General features: G+C 69.1%; 13 protein-coding genes. 7 read left to right on the top strand and 6 right to left on the bottom strand.

Annotated features, from left to right (window positions below):
- From D1643_RS06575 to D1643_RS06605, 7 genes are all read left to right on the top strand, one after another.
- On the top strand, positions 1–868 hold an 868-nt coding region (locus D1643_RS06575; RefSeq protein WP_160709862.1), incomplete at its 5' end, for an energy-coupling factor ABC transporter ATP-binding protein.
- On the top strand, positions 865–1590 hold the full coding sequence (locus D1643_RS06580; protein WP_160709864.1) for an ECF transporter S component: 726 nt from the start codon (positions 865–867) through the stop codon (positions 1588–1590). The genes D1643_RS06575 and D1643_RS06580, both read left to right, overlap by 4 nt.
- A 600-nt stretch (positions 1591–2190) precedes the next feature.
- On the top strand, positions 2191–2796 hold the full coding sequence (locus D1643_RS06585; RefSeq protein ID WP_160709866.1) for a hypothetical protein: 606 nt from the start codon (positions 2191–2193) through the stop codon (positions 2794–2796).
- A 435-nt stretch (positions 2797–3231) separates the two neighbouring features.
- On the top strand, positions 3232–4314 hold the full coding sequence (locus D1643_RS06590) for an iron ABC transporter permease (protein ID WP_160709868.1): 1083 nt from the start codon (positions 3232–3234) through the stop codon (positions 4312–4314).
- A complete protein-coding gene (locus tag D1643_RS06595) occupies positions 4311–5099 on the top strand; it encodes an ABC transporter ATP-binding protein (protein WP_160709870.1) in 789 nt (262 codons plus the stop codon). Before D1643_RS06590 ends, D1643_RS06595 begins: the two co-directional genes overlap by 4 nt.
- A gap of 22 nt (positions 5100–5121) precedes the next feature.
- Entirely contained in the window at positions 5122–6252 is a 1131-nt protein-coding gene (locus D1643_RS06600) for an ABC transporter substrate-binding protein (protein ID WP_201751007.1), read from the top strand.
- A 133-nt stretch (positions 6253–6385) separates the two neighbouring features.
- Positions 6386–7183, top strand: coding sequence for a DUF364 domain-containing protein (locus D1643_RS06605; protein WP_160709871.1), 798 nt, complete (start codon positions 6386–6388; stop codon positions 7181–7183).
- A 506-nt stretch (positions 7184–7689) separates the two neighbouring features.
- On the opposite strand, the gene D1643_RS06610 is transcribed toward D1643_RS06605, so the two are convergent.
- From D1643_RS06610 to D1643_RS06635, 6 genes are all read right to left on the bottom strand, one after another.
- The gene (locus D1643_RS06610; RefSeq protein ID WP_160709872.1) at positions 7690–8484 is read right to left on the bottom strand and encodes a J domain-containing protein; all 795 of its coding nucleotides are present in this window, start codon (positions 8482–8484) and stop codon (positions 7690–7692) included.
- Between the two features lie 123 nt (positions 8485–8607).
- Positions 8608–9447, bottom strand: coding sequence for a DUF5685 family protein (locus D1643_RS06615; protein ID WP_160709873.1), 840 nt, complete (start codon positions 9445–9447; stop codon positions 8608–8610).
- Between the two features lie 8 nt (positions 9448–9455).
- The gene (locus D1643_RS06620) at positions 9456–9872 is read right to left on the bottom strand and encodes a hypothetical protein (protein WP_160709874.1); all 417 of its coding nucleotides are present in this window, start codon (positions 9870–9872) and stop codon (positions 9456–9458) included.
- Between the two features lie 549 nt (positions 9873–10421).
- A complete protein-coding gene (locus D1643_RS06625; protein WP_201751009.1) occupies positions 10422–12641 on the bottom strand; it encodes a DUF3641 domain-containing protein in 2220 nt (739 codons plus the stop codon).
- Positions 12641–13729, bottom strand: coding sequence for a GTP-binding protein (locus D1643_RS06630; RefSeq protein WP_160709876.1), 1089 nt, complete (start codon positions 13727–13729; stop codon positions 12641–12643). Before D1643_RS06630 ends, D1643_RS06625 begins: the two co-directional genes overlap by 1 nt.
- 100 nt (positions 13730–13829) lie before the next feature.
- Entirely contained in the window at positions 13830–14921 is a 1092-nt protein-coding gene (locus tag D1643_RS06635; RefSeq protein WP_160709877.1) for a methyltransferase domain-containing protein, read from the bottom strand.
- Positions 14922–15046: the final 125 nt, after the last annotated feature.

A 15046-nucleotide genomic window follows, 5' to 3' on the forward strand; every position in this document is an offset into this window, starting at 1 on the left:
GGGCGAGCCGTCCGCGGCTGCGGGCGCGCCTGCCGGGCGGGCCGAGCGCGGGCTGGGCGGGGCTGCGGCTCGCGCGGCTTCGCCGGCCGTCTCCTTCTCCGACGCGTGGTTTCGCTACGACCGCGGGGCCGACTGGGTGCTGCGCGGCCTCGACCTCACGCTGGGGGAAGGGCTTATCCACGCCGTGGTGGGCGGCAACGGCTGCGGCAAGTCGACCATGCTGCGCGCGCTGGCGGGCACCCTGCGCCTCGAGCGCGGTCGTGTGGTCAACGCCCTCCGCGCTGACCAGGCGCTTCTGCCGCAGAACCCCAAGATGCTGCTCGTGTGCGACACGGTGGCCGAGGAGCTGGCCGAGTGGGCCGGCCCCGGTGGCTACGGCGCCGACGCCATCGCGCGGGTGACCGCCCGCCTGGGCCTTGAGGGCTTGGGCGACCGGCACCCCTACGACCTGTCCGGCGGCCAGCAGCAGAAGCTCGCGCTGGCGAAGCTCCTGCTCATCGAGCCGCGGCTGCTGTTGATGGACGAGCCTACCAAGGGCCTCGACGCGCCCTCGCGCCTGGAGATAGCCCGTATCCTGCGAGGCCTGCGCGACGAGGGCCGCACCCTGGTCATGGTTACCCACGACCTTGCCTTCGCCTCGCGCGTGGCCGATACGGTGACCATGCTCTTCGACGGCGAGGCCGCTTGCACCCAGCCCCCGGCCGAGTTCTGCGCGCGCAATCTGTTCTACCGCCCCCAGCCCGATGGGTTCACCGTCCTGTGGGATGCGCAGGTTGCCCAGGCGCAGGCCGCGAATACCGTGCCGGCGGGCGGAGCGCCCCGACCTGGCGAGGGCGTGCGCTCGGGCGCGGGGGAGGGGCGCGCATGAGGGCGCCGACGGCTTCCCGCGGCGGCGGGCCCGAGGCGCCTGGCCGGCGGCTTCCCGCGGTCGCGGAGGCGCTCATCCTGGCTGCGGTGCCGGCGGCCCTCGTGGCGTGCGCCCTGCTCCAGCTCCAGCAGACGGCGCTGCTCACCTTCGCCGTGGCCGCTGGCGCCCTGGCCTTGTTCTTCGCCGACTTCGAGCGCTCGCGCCCGGCTCTGCGCCAGGTGGTGCCCACGGCGGTGCTCGGCGCGCTGGCCGCCGCCGGGCGCATCCTGTTCGCGCCGCTGCCGGATGTGAAGCCGGTGAGCGCCGTGTGCATCCTGGCCGGCGCCGTGTTCGGCCGCCGCTGCGGCTTCATGGTGGGAGCGCTCGCGGCGCTCGTGTCGAACTTCTTCTTCGGCCAGGGCCCCTGGACGCCGTGGCAGATGTACGCCTGGGGCCTCGTCGGCTACCTGGCCGGCGTGCTGGCAGATGCCGGCCTGCTCGAGCGCCGCGGCGTGCTGGCGACCTACGGCTTCGCGTCCGGCCTGCTGTTCGGCCTGCTCATGAACACATGGACGCTCGCGGGGTTCGTGCAGCCCATCACCTGGCCGGTGGCGCTCGGCGTCTACGCGGCCGCGCTTCCCTTCGACCTCGTCCACTCTGCAGCCACGGTGGGGTTCCTGCTGGTCATCTATGTGCCGTGGCGCAGGAAGCTCGTGCGCGTGAGGGAGAAGTTCGCGCTCTAGACTCCGCGGCGGGGCGTGATGGCCAGCCTCGCCTTGGGGCGCGATGCCACTCGCTCTCGCAGCCATTTTCGCCTCGCAACCCGCCCGCGCTGACCCTTGCGGCCACTTTTTCGCCGCCGAATGGCACTGAATTGCGCTTTGGTACGGTTCGGTGGCCGCTCCGCGCGTTGCAGTCTGCCTTACCCAGCTCCTGCTGCCACGGATTCGCCGTTTTGTGGCACTAATCGACGGTTTGGTACGCCTCATCGCCCTCATTAACGTCCCCCGTCGCCCGTTCGGGGTGCGGGCGGTGGCGTTTTCCCAGGTCGGCTTTCGCGGCAGAGCCTCCGCGCGCCCGAAGCGCACCCACGCACCGTACCAAAACGTCGATTAGTGCCATCTGAGCACGGAAACGTGGCAGCGGCGTTGGTTGACGGGCCGGCTTGACGCCAATCCGGGCAGAGGGCGTTGGGCGGGCAGCTTGACGCCTGACCGTCGGCGAGCGCGAGGGGGGGGGCGACTCTCTGCCCGTCTAGCTAGCGGGCATGGGGATTCGCATCCCGTCTGCGCGCTGTGTTATGCTTGTATGAGAATAATTCATCGGGCAAGAAGGGAGTCGCCATGCTTTTCGTACTCACCGGTCAGGTGCAGACCGGGAAGACCCGCTGGCTCGAGGATGTTCTCGGCGAGCTGGCGGCCGAGGGAGTGCCTGCCTACGGGGTGACGGCCCCGGGGGTGTGGGTGCCCTCCGCCGGCCCCGAGGCTGATTCCAACGGCTTCGAGAAGCTCGGCATCGACCAGGTGCTCCTCCCAGGTGGCGAGCGCATCGGCTTTGCGCGGCGTCGTGACCTGGCCCAGGCGGATGGCGCCTACGACGCTGCCAGTCAGAGCGCTCGGGCTCAGCTGGCCTGGGCCATCGACGACGCGGCTCTCGCCCAGGTCAACGCTCACCTTGCCTCTCTCGAGTTCCGCGTGGGGGAGGACGCGCCGGGGCTGCTGGTCATCGACGAGCTCGGGCGCCTGGAACTGGAGCGCGACGGGGGTCTGACCGAGGCCTTGGCGCTGCTCGCCCGCGGCTCCCTGCCCTCGTGGCCTCATTCCCTCGTGGTGGCACGCGCCCGTCTGGCCGAAGTCGTCTCCGCGCGCTTTGGAAGTCTGTGGGGCGGCGCGCAGCTCATCGCCCCCAGCGACGAGGGACGGGCGACCTTGCGCGCCGCCCTCTCCTGAGACTGACGCCCCTTGCGGCCGGCGCCGCTCATCCCGCCGCCCGAGGCTGACGCCCCCCCGCGGCCGGCGTTTCGTCCGGCCAGCCCCCCCCGGCCAGCGCGCCTGCCCCGCCGGCGGCTGCCCCCCGGCCAGCGTCCCCCTGGCTTGCGGCCGACCCCCCCCTTCCCGGGCAGCGCCGGCGTTCCGCCCGTGATCGACATCTCTGCCCATGACCGGCGTTCCCCTCCCGGCCAGCGTCGACGCCCCGCCCATGACCTGCGTCTTAGCGGTCGGCGTCTCTCCTCGGCCAGCGCCGCCCTGGCTTGCGGCCGGCGTCCCTCCCAGTCAGCGCCGCCCATCCCTGACCAAAATTATCCTTATTGCAAAATAATTACCAACTCGCTATTATTCATAATTGTGAATATCCACATATGAGAATAATATGGAGGAGGGGTGATGGCGAAAGACGAGCGCTTGGCCGCCTCCGCCAGCATGCGGCCTGGGGGCGACTGCGGGTGCCCACGGGCCTCGGAGGCGGCGCGTAGCGGGCGGGCCGTCGTGGCGGGGCTTGCGGTGTTCGTGGTGGTGGCTGCCGGCGTCTCGCTCATGCTCGGCCGCTATCCCATCGATCCCCTCCAGGCCATCGCCATGCTCGTCGACCAGGTCATCCCCCTCCCGCAGACATGGACCGACCAGCAGGCCACCCTCTTCTTCAACGTGCGCCTGCCCCGTGTGTTGCTGGGGCTCATGGTGGGCTGTTGTTTGGCCGTGGCCGGCGCCGCCTACCAGGGCACCTTCCAGAACCCCCTCGTCTCGCCGGACATCCTGGGCGCCAGCCAGGGCGCGGCCTTCGGCGCGGCCCTGGCCATCCTGCTGGGCTTCAGCGCGGCGGGCGTGTCGCTTGCGGCCTTCGCCATGGCGCTTCTGACCGTGTTCCTCGTGCTGCTCATCAGCGCCCGGGCCAAGGGCAACCATATGATGGTGGTGGTGCTGGCCGGCGTGATGGTGAGCTCGCTGTTCCAGGCGGGCGTCTCCTACGCCAAGCTGGTGGCCGACCCCACTGACGAGCTGGCTGACATCACCTATTGGCTCATGGGGTCGCTCACCGGCGCCAAGATGAGCGAGGTCGCTACCGTGTTCCCCCTCATGCTCGGGGGCTGTGCCGTGCTCTTCGCGCTGCGCTGGCGCGTCAACATCCTCACCATGGGTGATGACGAGGCCGCCACCATGGGCGTCAACGCGCGGCTCATCCGCATCGTCGTCATCGTGGCCGCCACCATCGTCACCGCCTCCAGCGTGTGCGTCACGGGCATGATTGGCTGGGTGGGCCTGGTCATCCCCCACCTGTGCCGCATGTTGGTGGGGGCCGACTACCGCCGTCTCATCCTCGCGTCCATGCTGATGGGCGCCGGGTTCCTGCTGGTGGTGGACGACGTGGCCCGCCTGGCCACCACCGCCGAGATCCCCATCGGCATTCTCACGGCCTTCGTGGGCGCGCCGTTCTTCCTGTACCTCATCACGCGGAGGAAGAAGCTATGAGCATCGAAGTGCGCGACCTGAGTTTCTCCTACGGCAGCCATGAGGTGCTGCGCGACGTGAGCTTCGCCATCCCCGACGCCACGCTCGTCAACGTGCTCGGCCCCAACGGGGTGGGCAAGTCCACGCTGTTCCGCTGCATCCTGGGACTGTGCTCCCACTACACGGGCGAGATTCGGGTCAACGGCAAGGATCTGCGCCGCCTGCCGGTGCGCGAGCGGGCGCGCGAGGTGTCCTACATTCCGCAGTCCCATGCGCCGGTCTACGACTACGAGGTGCTCGACGTGGTGCTCATGGCCACGGGCAGCGACCTGCGTATGCTGAGCACGCCGGGGAAGGCCCAGGTCAAGCGCGCCTACGAGGCCCTTGAGCGCATTGGCGTCGAGCGGCTGGCCCATCGCTCCTACACCCAGATATCCGGCGGCGAGCAGCAGCTGGTGCTCATCGCACGGGCGCTCGCGCAGAACGCCCAGACCATCATCATGGACGAGCCCACCAGCGCGCTGGACTACGGCAACACGGTGCGCGTGCTGTCCTGCGTGCGCCAGCTCGCGCGCGAGGGGCTCTCCATCGTGCAGTCCACCCACAATCCCGACCAGGCGTTCCTCTACTCGGACAAGACCCTCGTCATCAACGACGGGAGCGTCCGCGCTTTCGGCAATCCCTACGACACCATCACCTCCGAGCTCATCAGCGACCTCTACGACGTGGACGTTGAGGTCAACTCCCTCTATGGCGACAAGGTGCGCGTCTGCGTGCCTGTGCGCGAGCTTGAGCAGCGACTATAGGAAACGGAAGGGAAGGAACGCCATGTCCATCACGATGAGAAGGGGCGCGGCTGGCCTGCTGGCGCTGCTATGCGCCCTGGCTCTGGCCGCGTGCCTGGGCCTTGGCCTGACCGGCTGCGCCCCGCAGGAGCAGAAGGCCGCCGAACCCCCGCAGGGGCAGAGGGCCGCCGAGCCCGAGACCTACGTTTTCACCGACGACCTGGGCCGCGAGGTGGAGCTGCCCCGCCAGATCGACCGCATCTGCCCCTCGGGCTTCACCGCCCAGCAGGTGCTGCTGACCATGGCCCCCGACAAGATGGTGGGCCTGGCCCAGGAGCTCAGTGACGACCAGCTGAGGATCTTCGGCGAGAAGTTCAAGGGCTGCCCGGTGTTCGGCGCGGTGCTCGGCGCCACGGACAATCTCAACCGCGAGGCTGTGGCTGCTGAGAACCCGCAGGTCATCATCGACACCGGCGAGGCCAAGAAGGGCGCCAAGGAAGACCTGGACGCTCTTCAGGAGCAGCTGGGCATCCCCGTGGTGTTCATCGAGGCCAAGCTCTCCGACTATGGCGCCGCCTACGAGCGCCTGGGCGAGATGCTCGCCATGGAGGATCGTGGCCAGGAGCTGGCCGACTACTGCCGCGCCGCCTACGAGAAGGTGGAGAGCGTCATGGCCACCATCCCCGAGAGCGAGCGCGCGAACATGGCCTACCTCTTGGGCGAGAACGGCCTCAACGCCATCGCCAAGACGTCCTTCCAGGGCGCCGTCATGGACATGGTGGCCAACAACGTCGTGGTGGTCGATGACGTGTCGGGCAAGGGCAACGGCAACGAGGTGAGCCTCGAGCAGATAGCCCTCTGGAACCCGGAGCTCATTATCTTCCAGGCGGGCAGCATCTACGACACGGTGGGCGACGACCCGGCGTGGGCCGGCGTCGCGGCCATCGACGAGGGCGCCTACTACCAGGTGCCCAACGACCCGTACTGCTGGATGAACAACCCGCCTACGGTGAACCAGATCATGGGCCTGCAGTGGCTGCCGCGCCTGCTCTACCCCGACAAGTTCGACGACACCATCGCTGACGTGACGCGGGCCTACTACCACACCATGTACCAGTATGATCTGAGCGACGCCGAGCTGGCCGACCTGTTGGCCGACGCCCAGCCGCGCTAGGCCTTTGCCGCCCACCTGCCTGACGAGTCGGCCGGCCCCCCCCCGTCCTCTCCCATGAGGCCGGCCGCTCCGCCGGCCCCTTCCCGGCTGTCGGCTTCGCTCGGAGCGCCTTCCCATCGAGAAAGGAATCCTCATGAACTCTCCCGCTTCTTCCCCTTGGGCCCTCTATGACCAGCTCATTGCCGGCGTGTCCGAGGGCGTGCTCGTGCGCGACCTGTGCTTGGGCACTCACTGGTCCTACGTCGAGGCCGACTGTGGCATGGGCGTGGCCTTCACCACCACGCGCGGCGCCCAGCGCGCTGACAAGTCCGACTGGCGCGGGCGTCCGCTGTGCGAGCTGGCTGAGCTGGCCAAGTCCTGGTGCTTCGAGGAGGCCACGCTGGGCGTGGCGGCGCTCAACGCCTGGTACTCGCGGCCGGATCTGGTGGTGCCCCTGGGCGCTCAGGTGGAGGAGCCGGTGGAGCTGCCCTACGGCTTCATTCGCCGTACGGACGCCTTCGAGCTGGTGCGTCCCCAGGTGGAGGCCGCCGGCTCCCAGAGCCGGGTGGTGGTGATCGGCCACTTCCCCCATGTTGACCGCATTCAGGAGTATGCCCAGCTCACGGTGTTGGAGCGCGCGTGCACTGGCCCGCTCGACACGCCTGACCCCGCCTGCGAGTACGTGCTGCCCGAGGCGGACTTCGTCTTCATGACCGGCGTCACCCTCATCAACAAGACGGCCCCGCGCTTGCTGGCGCTGGCATCGGGGGTCGGTGCCTTCACCACCATGGTGGGGCCCTCGGCCGTTATGGCGCCCCTGCTGCTGGAAAGCGGCGTGGACTTCCTGGCCGGCAGCATGGTGGCCGACCCGGAGAAGGCGGCCTTCGCCGTGAAGAACGGCGCAGGGCAGCTCTTCGGCGAGGCGCTGCAGATGGTGGCCCTGCGCCGCTAGGGCGTCGTGGCCGAGCGCGGCGCTCGCCCGCGTGGGGCGTCCGGGCATGTGGGGCGCGTGGGAGGGGCGTCCGAGCGTGGTGCCCGGTTGCGCAGGTGCCGCGTTTGGGCCGGCCCGGCTCTCGCTGCCACTTTTTCGCCGTTTTTTGGCACTAATCGACGGTTTGGTACGGTTTGGCGCCCCCGCCGGCGTCCATCGCGAGTCGCTCGGGCCGCCATCGGCGACGTTTTCCCAGGTCGGCTTTGGCGGCGGGGCCAGCCTGCGCTCGAAGCGCACCCGGATACCGTACCAAAACGCGAATTAGTGCCATCAGGGCGCGAAAAGGTGGCGGCGGCTGTGCCAGGGCCCCGTTTCGCGGGGGGATGTTCGGCCCCGTGGGGGGCGTCTTGCGGGGCGAGGCGGCCGTCTCGAGGCAGCAGATGGCGGCGGCTGCACGATGGGGCCATCCCCGCGCAGGGCGCTCGAATAACCCGGGCGCCTCGCCTTGCGGAACGCCTCCGCGTGCGCTAGAGGCAGCAGATGGCGGCGGGGATTCCCGGGCCGCAGAGCATGCTGCCCCAACAGAGGCAGCAGCACAGATTGGTGGGGTCGAGGAAGCCCATGGAGAAGCCCTTCGACTCGCCCTGCTGCTGATAGGCCGCGGCGCGCTGGGTGAAGGAGCGCTCGGCGGCCAGGTAGTCGGCGTTGGCGGGATCCATCTGGCGGGCGCGGCGAATGTGACCCAGGGCCGCCGTCGGCTGGCCGGCGCCATGGCTGGCCAGCGCCATGAGGTAGTGCCAGCGAGCGTTGCGGCCGGAGCGCACCACCTTCTCCAGCGCCGAGAGGGCCTCCTGATAGCGGCCGGCGTTGATGGCCTCCACGGCGAGCCGCGCCTCGGGGCCGTCGGATGCCGAGGCCTCCGGGTGGATGGTCGCCGCGGCCGCTCCGCCGAAGCCGGCTCCGCCGAAGATGTCCTCCCAGTTGATCTCCACCCACTGATAGCCGCCGGGCGCGCCGTAGGGCCCGCCGGCGTTCGTCCCGGGGCCGGGTTGGTGCGGGCCTGCGCCGGGACGGCCATAGCCGGGGGAGTAGGGCGCGCCGTAGGCGGCGGCACGGCGGCGGGCGTCCTCGCGCGCGTACTTCTCCGGGTTCATGATGCGGTCGTAGGCCTCGTTGACCTTGTTCATGCGCTCGGCGGCGGTGGGATCGTCGGGGTTGAGGTCGGGGTGCGCCTCGCGGGCCTTCTTGCGATAGGCCTTCTTCACCTCGTCGGGCGATGCGTCGCGGCTGACGCCGAGTATGTCGTAGGGATTCTCGGTCATGGGCCTTTCCTTCGGCCGGTCGGGCGGGATGGGCGCGGTGTGCGTGGACGCCTGGCGGCAGGCGGGATGCGGGCGTCGCGCGGAGCGCGGGCCGACGCTTCCCGTGCCTCGGTGCCCGGCGCGCTAGCGCTTGGCTTCCATGGTATCCTGCTCGGTCGTGCTCGGGTACGTTCTGTTGAACTGCTGCCACACGCCTGCGTACAGCACGCTGCGCATGAGATGCAGATCCTGCTCCAAGGGTAGCCGTTCGAAGGTGTCTGCGGCGTTGCCGATGAGAACTGCAAGCAAAGTCCGCATATCCTGCGGGTTCGACTCCAGGCGGACAAAGGGGTTGTAGCTGCCGGAGCGCTCGTCGTCGGCGTAGTCGACGGCGGCGTCCATGAGGTAGACGAACTGCCCCAGCTGGCGCCCGAACCTCTCCATCTGGTCTGCCCAGATGCCCTGGTCGTGGGCGAAGAGCCGTCCGAGCAGCGCGCCGAATTCGATGGCGGCGGCATCGGGGGTGGGGTCGGAGTCGGCCTCGATGGCGCCGATGGCGGCGAGCGACCGCTCGATGGCGCCGCACTGCTCGGGGATGCGCTCGTGCGCCTTCGCGTAGGAGCCGGCCAGCAGGCGCTCAGCGGCCTTCGCGCGCAGGGCGCGGTCGTCGTGCCAGTCGTCGAGGCACTTGTGGTAGGCCAACGCGACGGTCAGGTCGGCGGCGTAGTCGGCGAAGCGCGATCGCGCATAGCTCCGCACGCGTGTGGGATGGGCGGGGCAGCGCAGCGCGCCCTCTTCCTCGGGCGGCTCGTGGAGCGCGTTGCACAGCATGAGGTAGAAGGTGAGGTCGTAGGTAAGCGTCAAGCGGCTGACCTGGCCGTACCGGTCGCGCAGCGTGCGGCACAGCCCGCAGTACAGCGCCTGGTAGCGCGCCTTCTCCTCATCGGATACGGTGCCCAAGCTGGCGACGACGAAGCCGAACACGAAGCCCCCTAGGACTTTACCGTGGTCTGCGCATGGCACTTCGGGCAGGTCACGCGCAGCGTTCCCTTGCCGCGCGGCACGCTGAGGGGCTGACCGCACTGGGGGCACTTAAGGTACTTGACGTCCTTGCGTCTAGCCCAGCGTCCGCGCAGGCGCGCGAGGGCCGCCCGGGGCTTGCGCAGCCAGCTCTCGAAGCGCGCGTTCTCCGTCGCGCGGGCGCCGATGTTGCGCGAGTAGCAGCGAAACAGCGAGTAGACCAGAAACGCGAGCGACAGCAGCGAGAGCAGCAGGCTCCCGAAGAAGAAGTCCAGCACCGTGAGGATGATGCCCGCGCCCAGCGCGTATTGGGCCAGCGCGTCCATGCCGTTGCGTCCCGCCATGAAGGCGTAGAGCCCGCGTCGAAGGTTGTCCGAGAATCTGCCCATGCCTGTCCCTCCTGTCTCCGTGGGGCGTTTGGGTGGCGCTCGGGTGCCCGGCGCTCGGGTTTGGCTGATCAATATACTTTAGTTTCTAAACTATTTAGAAACTACCACACAAAGTGCATACGATGTTCGAGGCACCGACCATTGTGCCAGAACGGTACGAGAAGGGTGAGATTGCGGCAATACCGTTAGAGAACGCGGGGAGGGTTTTCTGCTGGAGGCCGCCATGCGCGCGGCAGCCCCAGGCCGGCGCGTCCTCGGTGGCGGGGGCTTCTGTCGCATGCGCTCCCGGCATGCGTGCACGTTCCAGGCCGCAAAGTGGCCAAAAAGTGCGACCTGACGACATTTGAAGCCCGAAGACGGCCCCCTCGGGGCCGTCTTCTCGCATCCGGGGGAGATGCCGCGAACGCGACCTGGGGATATGCGGGAGCGCAGCCAGGATCGCGGCGGCCCGCTGTCGTCAGGTCGCACTTTTTGGCCACTTTGCGGCGCGCTGCCGCACGCGGGGGCGCGCCGCCCGGCGCCCGCCCCACAACTGCCTGCGCCCGCAGGCTAGCTCCGCTCGTGGACGAGGGAGCCGCCGCAGCTGCTGCCGAAGCCGGCGGCGCAGCTGTAGCACACCGGGTGCGTGCGCAGGGCGCGGGCCGGCAGGGGGCCGCGGGCCAGGTCGTGCACGGTGGCGTCGCGCGTGGGGCCGTCCGGGTCGGCCGGGTCTACGGGCAGCTGGATGGGCAGTTCCAGCACGTGGTTGACCTCGCAGTCGTAGAGGCGGCCGTCCACGTCCACGTTCACCTGGTCGCGGCACATCATGCGCTGGACGGCGAGCGCGTTGAAGCTCTCCACCAGCAGCCTCAGGTAGTCGTCGAAGAGGTTCGCGTCCAGGAGGTCGTGGGCGAAGCGCCCGAGCGGCCAGTTGTTGAAGGCGAATAGGTCGTCGAAGGCGATGCCCTCGCGGCGCGTTAGCTCCTCGCGGTAGAGGTCGGCCAGCAGGTCCTGGGGCGGCGGCAGGAAGGGGCCGCTCACGTTGTACACGAGATCCAGGGTGAGCGCCTGCGCCTCCCCGGTGGCCTCGGTCCCCGCCTCGGCCCGCGCCCCCGCCACGCCGTAGCCGCGGGCGTTGAGCTCCTTGATGACGCGCATGGCCCGCTCGAACACGCCGCGCCCACGCTGGGCGTCGGCAGCCGACGAGTCGTAGTAGGGCAGCGACGCCGTGAGCGCCGCCCCCGCGGCCGCGTAGTCGTCCAGGTAGTGGGCGTGCTTCGGCCGGTCGAGCAGCGTCAGGTTGGTGCGCACGATCAGCTTGCCGCCGCGCTCGCGCACGCGCCGGCCCGCCTCGGCCAAGAACCACGGGAAGTCCGGGTGCAGCTCGGGCGAGCCGCCGGTCACGTCGAGCGTGTGGAAGCCGCCGGCCTCGTAGGCGTCGAGCACCGCCTCCATCGTCGCGCGGTCCATGCGCTCTTCGCTGCGCGGCGAGCACTCCAGGTAGCAGTGGCGGCAGGCCAGGTTGCAGGCGTAGGTGATGTTGGCCTGCAGCGTGCCGTTGCCCTCGGGCGCGGTGAGCACGGCCGGCGCGTCCACGCGCTCCTCGAAGGAGGGGGCGCCGATGCGCGCGAGCGCCTCGTCCAGATACGCCAGGTCGACGGCCTTCTTCCCGCGGCGCGCCTCTACGGCGTCCTGGGCCCGCGCGAAGTCGAAGGCGCCGCGGTGGGCGCCGCGCGGGGTTATCTCGAAGTGGCGGCCGTAGCGCGACTGGGCCAGCATCTCGGCCATGTTGCCGCTCACGGCCACGGGCCGCCCCTTGATGAGGCGGATCTCGTCGGTCAGGTCGAAGTAGCGGGGCATCTCGGGGATGGTGCCCAGGTAGCGGGCCGTCTGCCCCCAGTTCTCGTGGCGGTCTTCCAGGCCGGCGGCCTTGATGGCGCGCACGGTGCGCGACGTGAAGCCGGTGAAGCCGAGCTTAGTCTCGAGGGCCAGGTCGCTCACGTGGATGTCGTCCACCACGGTGCAAAGCCAGCTGGCCCACCCCAGGCGGGCCATCATGCGGCGGAAATCCTCCAGGTAGATGGCGCCCCCCAGGCACTCCCCGCGCAGGACGGGGTCGTCGCGCAGCTCGTCGGGCATGCGGCGGTCGCAGAACACGTCGGAGAAGTAGAGCTCGCCGCCGGGTTTGAGCACCCGGTACACCTCGCCGAGCACCTGCTCCTTGAACGGCGTCAGGTTGATGACGCAGTTGGATACCACCAGGTCAACCGACTCGTCGGCGATGCCCAGCTCGGCCAGGTCCTCGATGTAGCCTTGGCGAAACTCCACGTTGGAGGTCGCAAAGCCGAAGCGCTCGGCCATCTCGGCCTGGTGGCGGCGGGCCACCTCCAGCTGGCTGGCGGTCATGTCCACGCCGATGACGCGGCCGGTCGGCCCCACCAGCTTGGACAGCACGTACACATCACGCCCCACGCCGCAGCCCAGGTCCACCACGGTGCAGCCCTCAAGGGCCGGCGGGATGGGGCTGCCGCAGCCGTAGAAGCGCTCCATCACCTCGTCGGCGATGAGCGGCATCACGTCACGCACGTACTTGGGCGGCGCGTCGGTGGTGCAGCAGGTGGCGTTGGTCTTCAGGTCGTCGGATCCGGCGAGGATGCGGCCGTAGTATTCCCGCACCTGGTCGTGGACGGAGAGCCCCGCGTCGGGGATCTGCGACCCGTCGAGCGAGGGCACGAGCGAGGCATGGGCCACGCCGGCGGCCGGGCCGGCCGCGCCCGCGGGGGCGGCCACTAGCGGCCCTCGTCGGCCATGCCGAAGCACTCGGTGAAGAACACCTGGCAGTCCAGCCCGTAGCGCTCGCACACCTCGTCCACGGCGTCGTCGACCAGGCGTGCGAGCGGCCGCGACTCGCATACCGCGCGAGCGTTGATGATCATGCGCATGTTCTTGTGGTCGCGCAGGAACTGCTGCTCGTACTCGATGTCGTAGTCGACGCCGATGAGCGACGCCTTGTTGAAGTCACCGTTGCCCGACGTGGCGAAGGTCTTGAGGTGCGGCACGTTGCGCTTGCGCTCGATGAGCCCCATGCGGATCTCCTCGATGAGATCCTCGACCACGGCGTTCATGTCTATCTTCCCGTCGTCGGCGGCCTTGAAGTACATGCGGCGGTTGTACCAGGTCAGCTTGGCCTCGGCCTGCTCGAACTCGTGGTTGTCGCGCACCGAGAAGTTCTTGAGCGCCGATCCGCGGGTGGTGATGAAGTCGGCCAGCTCGGCGATGCCCGTCTTCTCGCGCGCCGATATGCACAGCACCGGGATGTCCGGAACCGCGGTCTTGAGGAACTCCACGTAGCGGGCCTGCTCCTCGTCCGTCAGCAGGTCGCATTTGTTGAGCACCACCAGGTCGGCCTCCTCGAGCTGCAGCTGCAGCAGGTACACGAGCTCCTCTGGGAGGTTGATGTCCGCCTTCTCCGGCATGATCATGCGCAGGCGCTCCGGGTCGGTGATGACGGTGAAGGGGGCCAGCTGGAACTCGTCGGCGTGCTCGCGGGCCAGCGTGTGGTACACGTGGTCGAGCGCACCCACGCCGCAGCCGGGGATGTCGCTCATGACGAAGACGGCGCGGTCCTTGTCGCGCAGGCGCCGCAGCTGATCCACCACGTTGTCCATCTGGTAGCAGATGCAGCCCGAGGCTATCTCGGTGACGGTGCAGCCGCTCGTCTGGGTGAGGCTGGTGTCGACCAGGTTGGCGCCGAGGTCGTTGGCGATGATGGCCGTCTCGCCGTAGGTGGCGTTCATGTGCTCGGCCAGGGCGATCATCGTGGTGGTCTTGCCGGCTCCCAGAAAGCCGCTGACGACCATGAACTTGATAGGTTCCATGCTCTTCCTTCACGTAGCTCGGTTGGTGGTCAGGCGCATTATACCGTCGCGCCCGATCACCTTCGGGGTGACGCTGGCGCAGCGGGCGCGCCTGGGCTGGCTAGCAGCAGCTGGCCTGGATGGGGCGGTCATCCTCGTCGAGGACCCCCTCGAAGTCGGGCGCCGTCTTGATGATGGCGTCGCCGTGGATGTCCCCGTAGTGGACGGAGCGGTCGCCGATCACCGTGATGACCTTGGCATAGCGGCAGCCGTCCAGGCCGAGCGCCGACACGTTGTCGCACACGGGGCACTCCTGGTTGGCGGGGAAGCGGATGTCCTTGTCGAACAGGAAGAAGTCGGGGTAGCCGGGCAGCGACCCGTCGTAGATCACCTTCTCGCCGTAGTTCTCGCAGTGGTCGCTCGTCAGCTCTGAGGCGAGCAGGCGGGAGGTGATGGTGGCGAAGGCGATGCCGGGGTAGACGGCCTGCTCCTCGGCGGTGATCGGCGTCTTCCACGTCATGACGTAGCGCGGGTCGTGGAAGCCGGCCGCCTGGGCCATGCGGCGGAAGTCCTCGACGAACAGGGCGCCGCCCAGCCGCTGGGCCACGTTCTCCACCTGGTCGGAGACGTCCTGGGGGATGCGCCGATCGGTGTACACGTCGGTGAAGTACCACTCGCCCTGGGGCCTGAGGATGCGGCGCACCTCGCGGATGTAGGCGCCCTTGTCGGGGGAGAGGTTGAAGGTGCAGTTGGAGATGACCACGTCCACGCTGCCGTCGGGGATGAAGGAGAGGTCCTCGGGCACGGCGTTCACCAGCTCCACGTTGGCCTGGTCGTAGCCGAACTGGCGCATCTCCTGGGCCAGGTACTTGCGGGCGATGCCCAGGCGCTCGGCGTCGGGCTCCACGCCGATGACCTTGCCCGCGGGGCCCGCCAGCTGGGCGGCCAGGTAGGTGTCGCGGCCGCTGCCGCAGCCCAGGTCGACCACCGTGCAGCCCTCCAGCAGCGGCGGCAGGGGAGCGCCCAGCTCGTGGAAGGTGTTCTTGATCTCGGCCGCCACGTTGAACAGCAGCTCGCGCGCTTCGACGGGGATGGTGCCGTCAGCATCGCGGGTGCGGGCCGTAGCCTGGGGGTCGCGCGGGGAGGCCGCGGCGATGGCGGCGTAGTAGGCGGCATAGTCGTCGCTCTTGCGGTAGTAGGCCTCGTAGTCCATGGCGCTTCCTTTCATAGTTGGCGTATGGCTTCTAATGGATAGTGATTAATACTTGACATAGTCTATCATGTTATGGGGACGGCGCAAGGGGCGCGCAGGGGGCTGGCAGGAGGGGGGGCGCTGAC

Source organism: Enterorhabdus sp. P55 (genome assembly GCF_009911695.1).
GTDB lineage: Bacteria > Actinomycetota > Coriobacteriia > Coriobacteriales > Eggerthellaceae > Enterorhabdus.

Coding starts and splice junctions, on each gene's coding strand:
- D1643_RS06580 (WP_160709864.1), top strand. CDS start 865: ATGAGGGCGCCGACGGCTTCCCGCGGCGGCGGGCCCGAGGCGCCTGGC.
- D1643_RS06585 (WP_160709866.1), top strand. CDS start 2,191: ATGCTTTTCGTACTCACCGGTCAGGTGCAGACCGGGAAGACCCGCTGG.
- D1643_RS06590 (WP_160709868.1), top strand. CDS start 3,232: ATGGCGAAAGACGAGCGCTTGGCCGCCTCCGCCAGCATGCGGCCTGGG.
- D1643_RS06595 (WP_160709870.1), top strand. CDS start 4,311: ATGAGCATCGAAGTGCGCGACCTGAGTTTCTCCTACGGCAGCCATGAG.
- D1643_RS06600 (WP_201751007.1), top strand. CDS start 5,122: ATGTCCATCACGATGAGAAGGGGCGCGGCTGGCCTGCTGGCGCTGCTA.
- D1643_RS06605 (WP_160709871.1), top strand. CDS start 6,386: ATGAACTCTCCCGCTTCTTCCCCTTGGGCCCTCTATGACCAGCTCATT.
- D1643_RS06610 (WP_160709872.1), bottom strand. CDS start 8,484: ATGACCGAGAATCCCTACGACATACTCGGCGTCAGCCGCGACGCATCG.
- D1643_RS06620 (WP_160709874.1), bottom strand. CDS start 9,872: ATGGGCAGATTCTCGGACAACCTTCGACGCGGGCTCTACGCCTTCATG.
- D1643_RS06630 (WP_160709876.1), bottom strand. CDS start 13,729: ATGGAACCTATCAAGTTCATGGTCGTCAGCGGCTTTCTGGGAGCCGGC.
- D1643_RS06635 (WP_160709877.1), bottom strand. CDS start 14,921: ATGGACTACGAGGCCTACTACCGCAAGAGCGACGACTATGCCGCCTAC.